A 15,878-nucleotide genomic window follows, 5' to 3' on the forward strand; every position below is an offset into this window, starting at 1 on the left:
GAACATGTTTCGTTTTGAAGTTAGGGCAGGGGGAAATGTCTGAAATGTTGTCACTGGAATATCTGGCTTCCCCTGAGTGGAATGGCAAGATCGCCCAGCTTATCGCTTTGGAAGGTAAGGCGAGAGCAGAAGCGCTATTTGACATGTTCTCCGCCGCGCTCCGATCAGACGAGATGATGTTGTTTCATTTTCGTGAAAATGTTGGGCCAGAGGTCGTCGAACATCGTACGTCGAAATCTGTCAGGCAGCAGCAGATCAACGACTATAAAAACGGATTTTACCTTACCGATCCATTCTATCTTGCCATTGAGCGGTCCATTGAAAATCAGGCGATCAGTCTTAAGGACGTGGTAGATCAGGATGATTTTCAAACCAGCGATTTTTTCGTTCGGCACTATGTTGACACCGATCTTGTCGATGAGATGTGCTATTGCATGTCGGACGGGCAGGGTGGGCACATATTGCTTTCTTTCGCCCGGTCCCGTGATGCGGGGCGTTATTCGGATGAGGAATTGGAACTGGCCAAGGCGATTGCTCCGATTGTCTTCGGAACGCTTTCTTCGAGCTGGCGCCATTTTGCCGACCCGAAACTATTTGTTCCTCCTTCGCCCGAAGAAGTGAAGCTGCACGACGATCTGAAAAGAGCCCGCGATAATTTCGGCCGTTCCTTGTTGACCGATCGCGAGTTCGAAGTCGTTCAGATGATGCTTAGAGGATATCCGATAGATGTGATCGCCAAACGGCTGAAAATGGCCGAGGGCACGGCGAAGGTGCATCGGAGGAATATTTACGCCAAGCTGGATATCAGTTCGATGGCGGAACTGTTTTCGCTGTTCATCGACGTGGTTGGGGAAGTGAATGTCGGCCTGGATGCCGATCCGTTGCTCCAATATGGGCAGGCGCCCCGCAGCAACTAACTTGCCTGCGCGACTAAGCCACGCGAGAGGCGGATATGGTCCCCTGAACATCCGGTGAGCAACCAGCCGTCATCATGTTGGCTGCGCGGACGGTATTCGAAAGCAGACATGCGATGGTCATGGGCCCGACGCCGCCGGGCACAGGGGTGACGGCTGCGGCATGATCGAGCTCTGAAGTCACCGCATCACCCACGATGATGCTCCGGCCATCCTTGTCGACAATCTTGTTGATGCCGATGTCTATCACGATCGCTCCGGGCTTGACCCAGCCGCCGCGCACCAGACCCGGGCTGCCTGCGGCCACAATCACGATGTCGGCGGTTGAGACGATGGATGGCAGATTACGCGTGTTGATGTGCGTGACGGTGACGGTGCATTCTCTTTCCAGCAAAAGCAGGGCGACAGGCTTGCCGACGATGTTGGACTTTCCGATGACGACAGCCTTCAGGCCACAGAAGTCCTGCACCACGCTTTCAAGCAAAAGAAGACAACCGAGCGGTGTGCAGGGGATCAGGCCCTGAGTGCCCGTGGACAGTCGGCCGACATTCACGGGGTGGAAACCGTCCACATCCTTCGACGGGCAAATGCGGTCCAGCACGACTGCTGCGTCAATGTGCTGCGGCAGCGGTAGCTGGACCAATATGCCATGCACGGTGGGATCGATGTTCAGCGCATCGATCTCCGCCAGAAGGGCGTCCTGGGTCGTTTCGCTCGGCAGGCGCCGCTCGATCGACCCTATGCCGACCCGCTTGGAGGCCTTCAACTTGCGCGAGACATAGACATGACTCGCCGGATCATCACCCACCAGAATGACCGCCAAGGTGGGCGCGATGCCGCAGCGCGTCCGAAAGGCGCCCACGTCGCGGCGAACGGTCTCCAGAATGTCCTCGGCCATCATTTTGCCGTCAATGATTTTCGCCATGGTTAGCCCACGCGATCGGCGGCGTAGCTGCCCGGACTGGCGGGAAAAACGATCGTCCGGTCGCCATTCACAAATACGCGATGATGTATGTGGGCGTGGATCGCGCGGGCCAATGTGCGGCTCTCCACATCCCGTCCGATGGATACATAATCGTCCGCGCTCTGCGCATGGGTGACGGCTATTGTTTCCTGCTCGATGATCGGGCCTTCATCCAGTTCCGCGGTGACATAATGGGCGGTGGCGCCGATCAGTTTTACGCCGCGCTTATGGGCCTGGTGATAGGGTTTCGCACCCTTGAAGCCGGGCAGGAAGCTGTGATGGATGTTGATGACCCGGCCCGGCATCCTGCGGCACAGTTCGTCCGAAAGCACCTGCATATAGCGGGCAAGGACGATGAGATCGGCTTGCGTCCGCTCGACGATCGCCATCAGTTCGGCTTCCGCTTCAGCCTTATTATCCTTGGTCACCTTGATATGGTGGAACGGCAGATCGTGACTCAGTACGAGATGCTGATAATCGAAATGGTTGGAGATGACGCCCACGATGTCGATCGGCAGCATGCCGATCTTCCAGCGATACAGAATGTCGTTCAGGCAATGTCCAAAGCGAGACACCATCAGGATGACCTTCATCCTGACTGTGGAATCATGAAACTCGAAATTCATATTCCATTCTGCGCCGATCGGCGTGAAACCCTCCGCGATCTCCGAAAGCGCCTTCCCTTCTTCGGAGATGAAGCTGACCCGCATGAAGAAGGTGCCGGTTTCCACATCATCGAATTGCGAGGAATCCGAAATGCTGCACCCCTGGCTTGCCAGGTAGCTGGAAATGGCGGCCACGATCCCCCGCTTTGACGGACAGGATACGGTGAGGATATCGGTCGTCACATTCTTCTCCAAAATTCTATGCCCAGTTGCCCGGCGTGGGCTTCACAGCTTCGCGGTCAGTTCAGGGACGGCGGTGAAAAGATCGGCGACGAGCCCGATATCGGCGACCTGAAAAATCGGCGCGTCCACATCCTGATTGATGGCGATGATGGTCTTGCTGTCCTTCATGCCAGCCAGATGCTGTATCGCGCCCGATATGCCGACCGCGACATAAAGTTCGGGAGCAACGATCTTGCCCGTTTGCCCTACCTGATAATCGTTGGGGGCATAGCCCGCATCGACGGCGGCGCGGCTGGCGCCCACGCCCGCGCCGAGCTTGTCGGCCAGGGGCATGATGATCTGCTCGAACGTCTGCGCATCCTTGAGCGCGCGGCCGCCGGAAACCACTATCTTGGCGGAGGTCAGTTCAGGGCGTTCCAGCTTTGCGATTTCCGCACCCACAAAAGTGGACAGACCGGCGTCCCCCCCTATGGAAACCTCCTCAATGACAGCGGAACCGCCTGTCGTGGGCGCCATGGGGAAGGCCGAACTCCGCACGGTGATCACCAGCTTGGGATCTGTGGATTCGACGGTCGCGATGACATTTCCAGCGTAGATCGCGCGGGTGAAGATTCTTTCTCCTTCCACGGAGAGGATTTCCGAAATCTGCATGACATCAAGCAGCGCGGCGACGCGCGGCGCCACATTCTTCCCCATGCTCGTCGCGGGCACGAGAAATGCATCGTGGTTGGTCATGAGGGCCGCCACCAGCGGTGCAACATTTTCCGGCAGTGCATGCTCGTAACAGGGGTGATCGGCCAGAAGGACCTTATCGATACCCGCGATCGCCGCAGCCGCCTCTGCCACGCCATGGCATGCAAGTCCGACCACCAGCAAGTCGACAGCACCGAGTTTGGCGGCGGCCGTGACAGCGGACAGGGTAGCGTCTTTTACCGCGCCATTATCATGCTCGACCAAAAGGAGAATTCTCATCTCAGGCAACCCCCAGTTCCTTGATTTTGACGGCCAGAGCGTCCGTATCGGCGACTTTGATACCGGCGGAGCGCGCTGGCGGCTCGGCCAGCTTCAGGGTCTTGATGCGCGGGGTGCAATCCACCCCGTAATCCGCGGGACTCATGATCGTGACAGGCTGCTTTTTCGCCTTCATGATGTTGGGAAGCGAGGCGTAGCGCGGATCGTTCAACCTGAGATCGGCAGTGATGATCGCTGGAAGGGTGAGCCTTACCGTTTCCTGGCCACCGTCGATCTCCCGCGTCACCTTGATTGCGTCTCCATCGACGCTGATCCGGCTTGCAAAGGCGCCCTGCGGTCGGCCCAGCAGCCCCGCGAGCATCTGTCCGGTCTGATTTGCATCGTCGTCAATCGCCTGTTTCCCGAGGATGACGAGAGCGGGATCGGTCTCCGTCACGATCTCTTTCAGAATCTTCGCGACGGCGAGTGGTTCGACGTCCGTGTCCGTCTCGACAAGGATGGCGCGGTCCGCCCCCATGGCCAGCGCCGTACGCAGCGTGTCCTGCGCCTTGGCGGGGCCGATGGACACGGCGATGACCTCGGCAGCCTGACCCGATTCCTTGAGGCGGATCGCTTCCTCAAGGGCGATTTCATCGAAGGGATTCATGGCCATCTTGACGTTGGCAAGGTCAACGCCGCTTCCGTCTGCCTTGACCCTTGGCCTTACGTTGAAATCTATGACCCGCTTCACGGGAACGAGAATGCGCATGATATCCTCCCGGCGACGCTAAAGCGCCTTCAAGATGCCGCTGCTAATGTGAGAAAGGTGGCTTGGGCGGCTCACGCCTTGATGCGCAGGCCCTTTGGATCATACCAGGGGCCTAACTGCGCCTCCACCTCATGCCGCTTCCATGCGATCTCGACCTCGAAGCTGCTCGCTTCCAGAAACGCCTTGTCGACGCCATCCTCGTGATGGACATAACCCATCCCCAGCGAAGCCCCGATGCGATGGCCATAAGCTCCCGAAGAGATGTCGCCGACTATCCGGTCACCGATCCACAGCGGTTCATTGTGGAAGACGAACGGGGCGTGCGGGTCCTTCAGCTTGAACTGGACGAGGCGTTTGGTGAGCTTGCCTGCTTCCTTCTGACGCAGAAGCACATCTCGGCCGATGAAGCCGCCGGGCTTGTCCAGCGCGACCGCGAAACCCAGGCCGCCCTCCAGCGGAGTATCCTCCTCGCCGATGTCGTGCGCCCAGTGGCGATAACCCTTTTCCATGCGGAGGGAATTGAGGGCGAAGAAGCCAGCGTCGCGAAGTCCGAACTCCGTTCCCGCTTCGACAAGGACATCATACACATGTTGGGCGAACTCAGCCGGCATGTAGAGTTCCCAACCCAGTTCACCCACAAAGGTGACGCGGCTGGCACGGACCTTCGCATAGCCAAGGTCGATTTCCTGACTGGTACCGAAAGGAAAGGCTTCGTTGGAGAAGTCGGCGGGCGATATCTTCTGCAACAGTTCGCGTGACTTAGGACCCATTACGGCCAGCATGGGTAATCCGGACGTGATGTCGACCACATGGGCATGCGCGTCATCCGGAATATGCCGCTTCAGCCAGGCCATGTCGCGGCGCTGGGAGGCGGCGATCGTGACGATCATGAAGGACGTTTCGGACAGGCGCGTGATGGTGACGTCGGCCTCGATGCCGCCCTTGGGATTGAGCCATTGGGTATAGACCAGCTTACCGACCGGGACGTCGATTTCATTGGCGGAAAGCTTGTTGAGCACCTTGAGGGCGTCGCGGCCCTCCATGAGATATTTGACGTAGCAGCTTAGGTCGAAGACTGAGACATTCTCCGCCGTATTGCGGCATTCGGCAGCAGTGTCGTCGAACCAGCTCGGCTTATGATAGGAATATTCCACTTTCGGTGTCGTTCCTGCGTTGCCGAAGAAGCCGGGTCGTTCATACCCGTTCATTTCGGTCATCCAGGCGCCCTTGGCGATCAGGCGATCGTGGAAGGGGCTGCGGCGAACGTTGCGGGCGGTCTCCATCTGCAGGTTGGGCCAATGCATGTTGTACATTGCGCCGAGCGTTTCCGTCGTCCGGTCGTGAAGATATTTCTTGTTGGTCTGGAACGAGACCGTGCGACGGACATCGACATCGACCAACTCTACTGGTGGCATGCCGTCATTGATCCAGTCCGCAAGAACCTTGCCGACGCCGCCCGAAGACAGGATGCCCACTGAATTGAACCCGCAGGCGGTGAACAGGCCGCGCACCTCTGGTGTTTCGCCCAGCAGGTAGCGGTCGTCGGGAGTAAAGCTTTCAGGTCCGTTGAAAAACAGCTGGATACCCGCATTGGCCAGCAGCGGCACACGGTTCACCGCGAGTTCGAGGATGGGTTCGAAATGGTCGAAATCTTCGGGCAGCGTATCGAAACAGAAATCGGGTGAGATGCCGTTCATGCCCCAAGGCTTGGCGTTCGGCTCAAAGCAGCCGAGCAGGAGCTTCCCTGCATCCTCCTTATAATAGGCGTGTTCGTCGGTGACGAACATGACCGGCAGGTTGCGCGGAAGTTCCGGGATAGCCTCGGTGACGATGTAGAAATGCTCTGCGGCATGCAGGGGAAGGCTTACGCCGATTTGCGCCGCCAGATCGCGCGACCACATGCCGCCGGTGATGACGACCTTCTTGGCCCGGATTTCGCCTTGCTCGGTCATGACGCCGACCGCCTTGCCGCCTTCGACGATGATGTTCTTGACCAGGCATTGCTCAAGAATCTTGGCGCCGCCCATGCGCGCGCCCTTTGCATAAGCCATCGTTACATCGATGGGGTTGACCTGACCGTCATTGGGGAACCAGAAACCGCCGACGATGCCGTCGATGTTTACTGGCGACCAGCGTTCCTTGATCTGGCCAGGGGTGACAGGTTCAACAGGCAGGCCGAAATTGCGCCCCATCGATGCGCCGCGGGCAAGCTCTTCGAGCCGTTCGGGCGTCTTGGCGAGGCGCAGCGAACCCCGTTGCATATAGCCGGTTGCCATGCCGGTCTCGGCTTCCAGCTGTCCGAACAGCTGTCCCGTATAATAGGCAAGCTCTGTCATCCGCCGGTTTGCGCGGAGCTGTGTGACCAATCCCGCCGCGTGCCAGGTTGTGCCACAGGTCAGTTGCTTGCGTTCGCACAGAACTACGTCCGAAATGCCCAGCTTGGTCAAATGGTACGCTATGGAGCATCCTGCGATGCCGCCACCGATGATTACGACTTCGGCGGAACTCGGATATGACGTCACGGAAAACACTCCAGATATCTGCGATGTAGTGAGTGCGCAGAGGTATTCACATGCGCATGTGAAGAGGTCGCCCGTCTATCCAAGTCATCACCCGGCAACAGGTCTGTAAATTCTGATCGGAGCGTTTGATTGTCCGGCAAACTGCTTATCCGCTATTGGAACGACGCACCCATCAGGAAGAAATCTATTGTGTGGATGGGATAGTGCTGGCGGCGCGCTGGTGTAACAATACCCCGACCGGGGTAGTATTATGCTGGCAGGGGGAGGGGCGTGGTCCACCTAAGCCAGCTAGGACTTTCGGAAGGGCCGAATCTGTGGATGCCGTTGCGAGAAGGGCGTTATAGGGTGATGGCCAAGTGAGGGGGCATAGAGCGTGAGAGAACATGAGCTCCGCAAGCGGGTCGTCGGAGAAATGCATTTGCGGCGCTGGCCAAGGCTTTCAGCGTCGATGGAGATCGTGCAGATACTGAACATTCTGGATGAAGGCGATCGGGCGCAGGAATGCGATTTCGTCGCTCAATTCAGCGGGAATCCAGCTTGTCTACCCGGCGCCAGCCATGTTTCGGGAACGTTGCATGACGGGATAGCCTACACTTGGGAGCGCCACAGCGAAGCAAGCACCGTCACTCTTTTTATAGACCCCGGCCAAGCGGACTCGACGGACCACGTTGTTTCACAAATGGAAAAATTGCCGGGCGCCGCGATACGCGCAACCAGGATCCAGATCGTCGAAGACGAGGAGAAGGCTCAAACCCGCTTGGAGGATATGGCGTTCGTCGGCGATGAATTGGTATCCTGCCATGTAGGTGACGGTATTCGCATCTGGTCCGATTTTCGTATCGGTCCTGATGGATATGGCAGGCTTCTTGTAGCTGCAAACGGCGCCAGTGACGGCGACCTAACACGTGCCGTGCAGCGTTTTCAGGAACTGGGAAATTACCGTAATCTGGCCCTTATGGGCCTGCCGGTGGCCCAAGCACAATCGCGATTGCTGCGCGATGCCGAAGCCAAGCTGCGAGACCTTGGCCAGATGCTGAGTCATCCAGAAGTCCGCGACGACGATCTACTGAACGAGCTGTGTCAGCTCTCGCTGGAGATCGGCGCCCTCGCCGGCGCAACAAATTATAGGATGAGTGCGACCGCAGCATATGCTCAGTTGGTTGATGAGCGGCTGGCCGAATTGGCTCCCCGGCCAATAAGGGGATGCCAGTCGCTCACCGATTTTACCCAGCGTCGCTTTCTTCCCGCGGTGCGCACATGTGCGAGCTTCACCAAACGGTCGCGCCAGATCGCTGACCTCGCGACCCATCTTTCCAATTTGCTGAGGACCCGCATCGAAACGCGGATCGAAAATCAGAACGCAAGACTCCTGGCCTCGCTCGAACAAAACACCAGCATGACGCTGAGGCTCCAGCAGTTGGTGGAGGGATTGTCCGTGGTCGCCATCAGCTATTATGGCGTGTCGCTGTTGGGGCATATGCTTGAAGGGATAGAGCCCTTCGCGCCTGCTCTGCACGCTTCGGCGATCCTGTCCATTGCGACGCCGCTCATACTGGCCGGAACCTGGTTTTGCTTGCACCGCCTCCGCAACGCGGTGCTGCGGCAGCCAGGGGGTTAGGGCGTAAAGAAATCCAGAGCAATTGGATCGTAAAGCGCGATAATAAAGGGTTGGCTGTTTCCCGATGGCAAGCCAGCACTGTTCAGGCAAGCATAAGCTACCCTTCACAGGGTATTGTATAACAATTTCGTCAGCCTGATCCTCTGGGCCGTCTCAAATTTGGCGATCGGGACCGCGCCCAACAACGATCCGGGGGTTTATCCAATGTATCACAACAGCTTCTATGCTTTGCAATCCTTGAGTAAAGGGCAAGATCTTTTCCAGACATGGGGCGCGCGCGCGATGCGGGCTTCGATAGCAGCGCTGGCGATCGGTATCAGCATGGTTCCTGCTTATGCTCTGGCCCAACAGGGTGGACAGGGTGCCAACGCGAGTGCTCCCCAGCCCGATGGCTTGGCCGGCGACATCGTGGTTACCGCACAGCGACGTGAGCAGCGGCTCGACAAGGTCGGCCTTTCGATCTCTGCCTTCTCGTCCGACCAGATGCAGGCGATGGGGGTCCAGTCGGCCACTGAACTGGCTTCCAAAGTCCCGGGCGTCGTGCTTGAATCGAGCGGCGGTTCGGGGCTCAACGGCAACCTGACGATGCGGGGCGTCGCGGCGACCGACTTTTCGACCAATCAGGAATCGCCCAACGCTATCTATTTCGACGATATTTACGTCAGCTCGCCCTATGAAACCAACTTCCCTGTCTATGATCTGGAGCGTGTAGAAATTCTGCGCGGCCCGCAGGGGACGCTGTTCGGTCGAAATTCCACTGGCGGCCTCGCCAATTTTATCACCAAGAAGCCGACAGAACAGTTTGAAGGGTTCGTGTCGGCCACGATCGGCAACTATGATCAGAAGCGCCTGGAGGGCGCCGTCGGCGGTCCGCTGGACGACAAGACGCAGTTCCGCATTTCCGGTATGCTGGACTATTCGGATGGTTGGTGGAAGAACGCGGCTGGTCCAAACACGAATGCGCAAAAATTCTTTGGCGCGCGCGCGCAGATCCAGCGGGACCTGAGCGACAATTTCAAAGCCTATTTCGCAATCTCCTATGATCGCAATCCGCGCGCAAGGATCGGCACCTATGACTCCCAGCCAGCCTATCTGGTGAATGGCACGCCGCAACTCCTCCCCGCTGATGTGGATGCATATGGCACTGGCCCCGGGAACGACGCCACGGGATATCGCGATCCCTATCCCGACGCGCGCAAGACGGCGTTCAACGCCGTCGGCTATCTGAAGAAAGAGCGTATTTCACCGACCTTGCGCCTTGAATGGAACGCCTCGGACGAAATTAGTCTTATTTCCCTTACCAACTACACAGATTTCAAATTCGCCTATGCAGAGGATTGCGATGGCACGCCCCTGAATGCCTGCTATTTTCCCAGCGGCCAGAATTTGAACCAATGGTCCGAAGAGCTTCGCGTGTCGAAAGTGGGCGACAGGTTTAACTTCACCGGTGGTGTATATTTTCTGGATATAAAGCAGTCCAATTATCAGAACTATTCATTCCCTGCATATGCTGGTACGGAGTTCGCGTTCGATATCAGCAACGTCTTCGACCAGCATGTCCGTTCCTATTCGGCGTTTGCACAGGGTGACTATGCGCTGACCGATCGCCTGAAGCTGACCGTCGGCGGGCGGGTGCTGCACGACACCAAGAGCTTTTCTTCGCAGGTATATTATAATGAGTTGGGAGACGGGGTCACCAACACCGTCTACAATCCTCCGCTGCTGGGATATGATTTTTCGGAGGCGACTGTCGGTCGCGCCGCGAAGAAGAAAGAATGGCTGTGGAGCGGTCGCCTTCAGCTCGATTACACCGCCAGTGATGACGCGCTGCTCTATGCCAGCGTCTCGCGAGGCGTGAAAGGCAGCGGTTTCAATAGCAATGCTGGCGGGACGACTACGCTCGATCAGACGCCCTTTGGCGCTGAAACAATGATTGCCTACGAAGCAGGATCGAAACTGAAGCTATTTGATCGTGCCGTTCGCCTGAATCTTAGCACATTCTATTATGATTATTCCGACTTCCAGGCATTCCAGCTTCAAGGTCTGACATCTTTCGTCACCAACAATGATGCCTATATGTATGGTGGTGAAATGGAACTGTCTATTACACCCATGCGAGGCCTCGATCTTCAATTTGGCGTAGCAAATCTTCATACGAAAATTTACGATGTGAACACCAGCTATAGCGGTGTTATTGATCAGGGTGCGGTGAATGCGCCCAAGTGGACCGTCAATGGCCTGGCTCGCAAGTCGTTCGACATCGGCAACGGCCAGCTCGCCTTCGTATATGATTTCAGCTATCAGTCGAAGCGTTACTCATCGGTTGACAACAATGCGATGAACCTTCTTCCCGCCGCTACGCTGCACAACGCTCGCGTAAGTTTTTCGCGCAATGGCTTCGAAATTGCTGCGTTCGTGAAGAACTTTACCAATGCCGCAAAGCAGGTCTCCGCGTTCGATTATATCGCGCTGTTTGGAACCAGAATTGTCACCTACGTTCCTCCGCGTCGTTATGGCATTGAGCTTCGCAAAGATTTCTGACGTTCCATCTCCTCTCTGATTGGCGGCCCTCCCGGACTTGTTCGGCAGGGCCGCCTTTTTTATTCTGGACTGGGATGCATTCTCAAGTCTTGCGATTGCCGGGTCCGGTCAGCAAGTTTGAGCAGCCCCAACGCGACCGCGAGGATAGTGGCCGCGATCACGGGCATGTGCCACTTTCCCTCTCGCGCGATAAAGTTCTGAGCGACCACGAGAATGAGAAGCAGCGCTCCGGCAGCCGGTGGCATCAAATATGCGAAGCTGGCGACGGATTCCCGGCGCAGGATCAGGATCGCGCCCAGGCTGATCAGGAAATAGGGCAGCAGCCAGAAATTGATCACGATGCTGGCCAGTGTGGTGATGGCCTCGATAGGGCTTTCGGCTCCGCTCAGCCTTATCAGCATTGGCACGATCGCGCCGATAACGCCGACCAGCAAAATCGCGCGGCGAGGGGCATGGCTTTCAGGGTCGATGATCCCCAGCGAGGCTGGCAGCATCGAATCCTGGGCCGCCGTCGCCACGATGCGGGCGGCGAAATTGAAGAACGCGATCGTCGATGCGACGACCGAGGCGCCGACCACAAGATCGAACTCGGCCGTGAGGCCCGGCAGGCCCGCCTGCGCTGCAAGGACAGATATAGCCGTTCTGCCGGCGAGAATGTCGTTCATGTGCGGCGCTAAAACCGAATATTGAAGCAAGGATCCCAGAGACCATGTCACCCCGCATAAAAGTAGGGTGTAGGTCAGGATGCGAGGAACATTTTTCCGTGGATTCACCGTATCCGAGGCCACCGAAGTCAGGCCGTCGAAACCGACATAGATCGCCATGCCCCATACCGCCCCCGCGAGTATTCCTCCGGCATCGAATTTGCTCGTGTTGAACTGATCGAAGAATCCGGCTGGATGGTTGGAGAAGGCGAGGAGCATTACCACCATGATGACCGGCAAGCTGATCAGGGCGAGCAATCCTGCGACGCGGGCGGACAAATCAGGGCCGCGATAAGCAAAAAATGCCGAGAAGGCGGAAGCGACGAGACTTAAGGCGCATTGCCACGGCAAGCTCGTCGCCTGGGGAAATCCGGTCTCGGACAGCAGGCTCGTCAGATAATATATCTCGTCATTTACGATCATCGCGATCACGCCGAGATAGCCGAGCATGAGCGAGACGCCCACCACCCGTTGCCCCCAGTTGCCAAACGCGATTTCGGCATAGGAGACGAGTGACCCGCTAACGACATATCGGCTGGCGAAGGTCGTGATCGCACGCCCGATGAGGAGCGCGACCCCCAGCGTCATCAGCGCACTGATCCAGGAGCCAGCGTCTCCGAACTGAAGCAGCAGCGTCGGGACGCTCGCCAGACATGGCCCAACCTGCATCGCTGCGAAGCCAAGAGCTACCGCCTTTAAGGGAGATAGAGCGCCGGAGGTGGCAGTGTCTTCCGTGGACGTTGTCAATGCTGGATCCCGTTTATACCAAAGGCTGATCGCTTCGGATCGAACCCTCTCACTTGTCTTGTTTTTCCTGACTGCGAAATCAACGCGGATATCAGAAACGGAACGAAATATCGGCGCCATATGTCCGGGGTGCGCCCGGTGTGGCGAGGTTGGCGTTCATGAACGATTTGTAGTCGACGAGATAAGCATAGTAGCGTTTCTTCAGAAGGTTCTTGACCCATAACCCAATTTCCAGACCGGTATTTCCGATGGGCTTGGTGAGCCGACCGTTGACCAGCCAGTAGCCAGGTTGTGATATATCGGCTGTGTTGAAGGCGTCGAAATATTGAAGGCTCGAATAGCGCGCGTCCATATGGATCGCGAACGCTGCGTCGGTGTCCTGAAGCAACTTCCAGTCCGCCGCGCCGTTCAGCGTCCATCGCGGCGCCGAAGTCAGCCTGTTGCCGTCGAGGACGATCCCGCTGAGCGTCAGATCCTGGAATTTGCCGTTGGTGTAGCCGATCCCCGCGCTGAGCGTCAGGTTCCGGGTGGGTGCGGCCGCCGCCTCCAGTTCCGCGCCCCATATGCGGCTGCGCGGCGCGTTCACCAGAATCTCCAGTCCCTGATCCGTCACGTCGAGGAACTGCTGGTTCCTATATTTGTAATAGTAGACCGCGCCATTCAGTCGGAGCTTTCTGCCGAATAGCTCGCTCTTGGCTCCGATTTCAAAAGCGTCGAGGATTTCCGGTTTGACGATCGTGATCTCGGCGGGATCGAAATAGGCGTAGCCATTGAATGTGCCCGATCGATAGCCTCGGCTGAAGCTGGCATACACGCTGGCGTTGCTTGTAAGCCTGTAGCGCAGTGCCGCCTTGCCACTGAGATTGCGGTTGGTGAAGCGATCTTGCGGCGGTCCCTCGATGAAGGTGCTGACGCCATAAACCGGGGCGCCGGTCGCCGGATCGAAATAGCCCAGATAGGCCTTATATTCATTGATGTCCGTGCGATCGTTGGAATATCTGAGGCCGATCTGAACCTCTATTCCATTGTCGAACTTGTAGGTCGTGTGTCCAAATGCGGAAAGACTGCGGCGCTTCATCCTGAACTGATTGGTGTACACGCATCCCGTCACATTATCGATCAGGCAGATCGGCGTTCCGGCAACGTCTTCGGAAAAGGAAGCATAGGAATCGTACCGGGTTGCACTGCTGATTTTCTCATCAGACGCGGCTGCTCCCAGAAGCCAGGTGAACGGTCCCGAGCCCCGCGAAGCGAGGCGAACTTCCTGCGACCAGACACGGGCCTTGGCGTCGCTTCCATCCGCAAGGATGCCTTCGGGGCGGCTGTCGTCATCGCTATAGGCGCGGAAGCGGCCTTTGTCGTAGGTCGTCACTGACGTCATCATGATGTCGGAACTCATGTCCCACTCGGCGCGCAGGATGACGCTGTCATTATCGACCTTGAGATAGCCCTGGTCGCCTGCATTCACATCGTAGAAGCCAAGTCCCTGATTGAAGATACCGGCAAATCCCAACCCTTCGGGGCCGACATTGGTCACCGTGTAGCCAGCAGGCCGGGTGTCGGAACGGCTGCGGCTATAGCCCAGATTGAAGCGGAGATCGGGGCTGGGGCGGAACGCGGTATTGACCCGGAACGCATAGCTGTCGTCGTTGGCGAAATTCTTGAGTCCCGGCTGAACCGCGTGGAGATAGCCGTCGGACTTGCGGCCATCGAACGCCGCACGAATGCCGAAGACGTCTTGGACCGGCGTAAACTCGACGGCGGCGGTCAACTCCCGCAGCCCATAGTTGCCGGCCCCGGCGGTGACGAAGCCCTCCGCGCCATCGAGGTCGGGCTGAACGGTATAGATGTTAACCGCGCCGCCGGTGGTGTTGCGGCCGAAGAGCGTCCCTTGCGGCCCGCGCAAAACCTCGACCCGGTCAATGTCGTAGAGTTGCTGGGCGCGGAACACGCCCGCCCCCTTATAATCTTCATCAACATACATCCCGATCGGGCCTTGCTGATGCTGCGAATAATCGACCAGCGAGACACCGCGCATCGCGAATATCGGCTGTACTTCACCGAAGGGCGTTTGAACGGTCAGGTTGGGAACCTGGACCGCGAGTTGAGAGGCGTCGGTCAGCTTCAGGTTCTGCAACGCACTGCCGGAAATCGACGTCACTGAAACGGGTAGATCCTGCATCCTCTCCCGCCGTTTTTGGGCGGTCACGATAATCTCTTCCAACTGTCCTCCCGCCGAGGCCGGAGGCGACGGGGCCTCTTGCGCGTTCACGGACTCCATGGCGGTCAATGCTGCGAGGACAAAAAGGCTGCTCGACAGCCGGAAATATTTTACCTGGCCCATCAGGACCTCCCCATTTTTCAAGAAACCTAATCTCCCTGCGTCCCAATAAGGATCTGGGCGCGCCAGCGTGGATCAGGTGAAGATCCGTGCGCCCTTGTTAGTCGGCTCACGGGTCGCCTCATCGAAAATCCGGCCCAGGACATAAGGAAGATATGTCTTTCCGCCCTCAAGCCTGTCGACACGTTCGACCAGGTATCCGCCACCCCCATAGGTCATTGTAGCGCTGATTATTTTTCCCAGTTCAAGCGTATCCACCGGGTCGAAGCCATTCGGTCGCAGCGCGACGCGCACGTCGTTCAGCTCCTTCCCATAGAGTGTGTCCCATCCGTTGTTGAGCGTGACCAAGGAAGGATCACTCGCGAATCCCGAGCCGTCTGGCGCAAAGTCGTATTTAATGGTGAAGTAGCGGGAACGTTCGTCCGTGGTGGTCGGCAAGTCGTCGCCCAGGCTAGCCTCAATTTCGATAACTCGCGTACCGTGGCGCTCGGCCCACGCGTAAACCGTTTTGCTGTCACTGTATATTTGGGCCGATCCGCGCTTCTTGGGATTGCCCCAGAATTCGCGGCCTGATGATACTTCATAGTCGCCGCTGACGATCTCCTGAAGGGAATATATCCCCTCACGGCCCTCATGGACTGCCTTCATCACGATCCAGCCGATTTCCTCCTCCGCGCGAACCTCGTTTCCTTGTTGCAAGCGGCCTTTGAACGATTCGCGCATCAATCCGACGCTGATGGTGATCGTGGGATTTTCAGGAACGTCGAGGCATGGTGGCAGAACGGAGCGCGCGAACTTTGCTGTTGTTTCAAACTCGACATTTACGAAGCAGCTGTGCGTGTGGGTGTTTTCGCTATGAAAAATATCCAGGAAATTGCGAACCTGCTCTTCCGACCACACATATGACATTGAAATATTTCCTCGATATCATCACTGGATTTCCCGCACCTCGAATCTCC

The 15,878-nt window shown here is 57.4% G+C and carries 11 protein-coding genes; 3 read left to right on the forward strand and 8 right to left on the reverse strand.

The features are described from left to right. Positions 1 to 35: 35 nt before the first annotated feature. Positions 36 to 917 (forward strand): helix-turn-helix transcriptional regulator, encoded by an 882-nt coding sequence (locus tag ACZ5YV_RS16680; protein ID WP_464789494.1) that lies wholly within the window; start codon positions 36 to 38, stop codon positions 915 to 917. A 13-nt stretch (positions 918 to 930) separates the two neighbouring features. Here the strand turns inward: ACZ5YV_RS16680 and ACZ5YV_RS16685 are convergent, their stop codons facing one another. From ACZ5YV_RS16685 to ACZ5YV_RS16705, 5 genes are all read right to left on the reverse strand, one after another. Then, entirely contained in the window at positions 931 to 1,839 is a 909-nt protein-coding gene (locus ACZ5YV_RS16685) for a bifunctional 5,10-methylenetetrahydrofolate dehydrogenase/5,10-methenyltetrahydrofolate cyclohydrolase (RefSeq protein WP_464789495.1), read from the reverse strand. A gap of 2 nt (positions 1,840 to 1,841) precedes the next feature. Next, the gene (purU, locus tag ACZ5YV_RS16690; RefSeq protein ID WP_449469167.1) at positions 1,842 to 2,726 is read right to left on the reverse strand and encodes a formyltetrahydrofolate deformylase; all 885 of its coding nucleotides are present in this window, start codon (positions 2,724 to 2,726) and stop codon (positions 1,842 to 1,844) included. A gap of 42 nt (positions 2,727 to 2,768) precedes the next feature. Next, on the reverse strand, positions 2,769 to 3,698 hold the full coding sequence (locus ACZ5YV_RS16695; RefSeq protein ID WP_464789496.1) for an electron transfer flavoprotein subunit alpha/FixB family protein: 930 nt from the start codon (positions 3,696 to 3,698) through the stop codon (positions 2,769 to 2,771). A gap of 1 nt (position 3,699) precedes the next feature. Then, entirely contained in the window at positions 3,700 to 4,446 is a 747-nt protein-coding gene (locus ACZ5YV_RS16700; RefSeq protein ID WP_464789497.1) for an electron transfer flavoprotein subunit beta/FixA family protein, read from the reverse strand. A gap of 71 nt (positions 4,447 to 4,517) precedes the next feature. Further along, complete coding sequence (locus tag ACZ5YV_RS16705; protein WP_464789498.1) at positions 4,518 to 6,968, reverse strand: GcvT family protein; 2,451 nt, start codon at positions 6,966 to 6,968, stop codon at positions 4,518 to 4,520. A gap of 373 nt (positions 6,969 to 7,341) precedes the next feature. On the opposite strand from ACZ5YV_RS16705, the gene ACZ5YV_RS16710 reads away from it, so the two are divergent. Both ACZ5YV_RS16710 and ACZ5YV_RS16715 read left to right on the forward strand, forming a co-directional pair. Then, complete coding sequence (locus ACZ5YV_RS16710) at positions 7,342 to 8,586, forward strand: DUF3422 domain-containing protein (protein ID WP_464789499.1); 1,245 nt, start codon at positions 7,342 to 7,344, stop codon at positions 8,584 to 8,586. A 282-nt stretch (positions 8,587 to 8,868) separates the two neighbouring features. Continuing rightward, a complete protein-coding gene (locus ACZ5YV_RS16715) occupies positions 8,869 to 11,127 on the forward strand; it encodes a TonB-dependent receptor (protein ID WP_464789500.1) in 2,259 nt (752 codons plus the stop codon). A gap of 59 nt (positions 11,128 to 11,186) precedes the next feature. On the opposite strand, the gene ACZ5YV_RS16720 is transcribed toward ACZ5YV_RS16715, so the two are convergent. From ACZ5YV_RS16720 to ACZ5YV_RS16730, 3 genes are all read right to left on the reverse strand, one after another. Continuing rightward, on the reverse strand, positions 11,187 to 12,698 hold the full coding sequence (locus ACZ5YV_RS16720) for an APC family permease (protein ID WP_464789501.1): 1,512 nt from the start codon (positions 12,696 to 12,698) through the stop codon (positions 11,187 to 11,189). Next, positions 12,670 to 14,922: a TonB-dependent receptor gene (locus ACZ5YV_RS16725; protein ID WP_464789502.1), complete on the reverse strand. Its 2,253-nt coding sequence runs from the start codon at positions 14,920 to 14,922 to the stop codon at positions 12,670 to 12,672. Before ACZ5YV_RS16725 ends, ACZ5YV_RS16720 begins: the two co-directional genes overlap by 29 nt. Before the next feature lie 72 nt (positions 14,923 to 14,994). Further along, positions 14,995 to 15,828: an acetoacetate decarboxylase family protein gene (locus ACZ5YV_RS16730; protein ID WP_464789503.1), complete on the reverse strand. Its 834-nt coding sequence runs from the start codon at positions 15,826 to 15,828 to the stop codon at positions 14,995 to 14,997. Positions 15,829 to 15,878 lie beyond the last annotated feature (50 nt).

It is taken from the genome of Sphingobium sp. TomTYG46 (assembly GCF_055396345.1).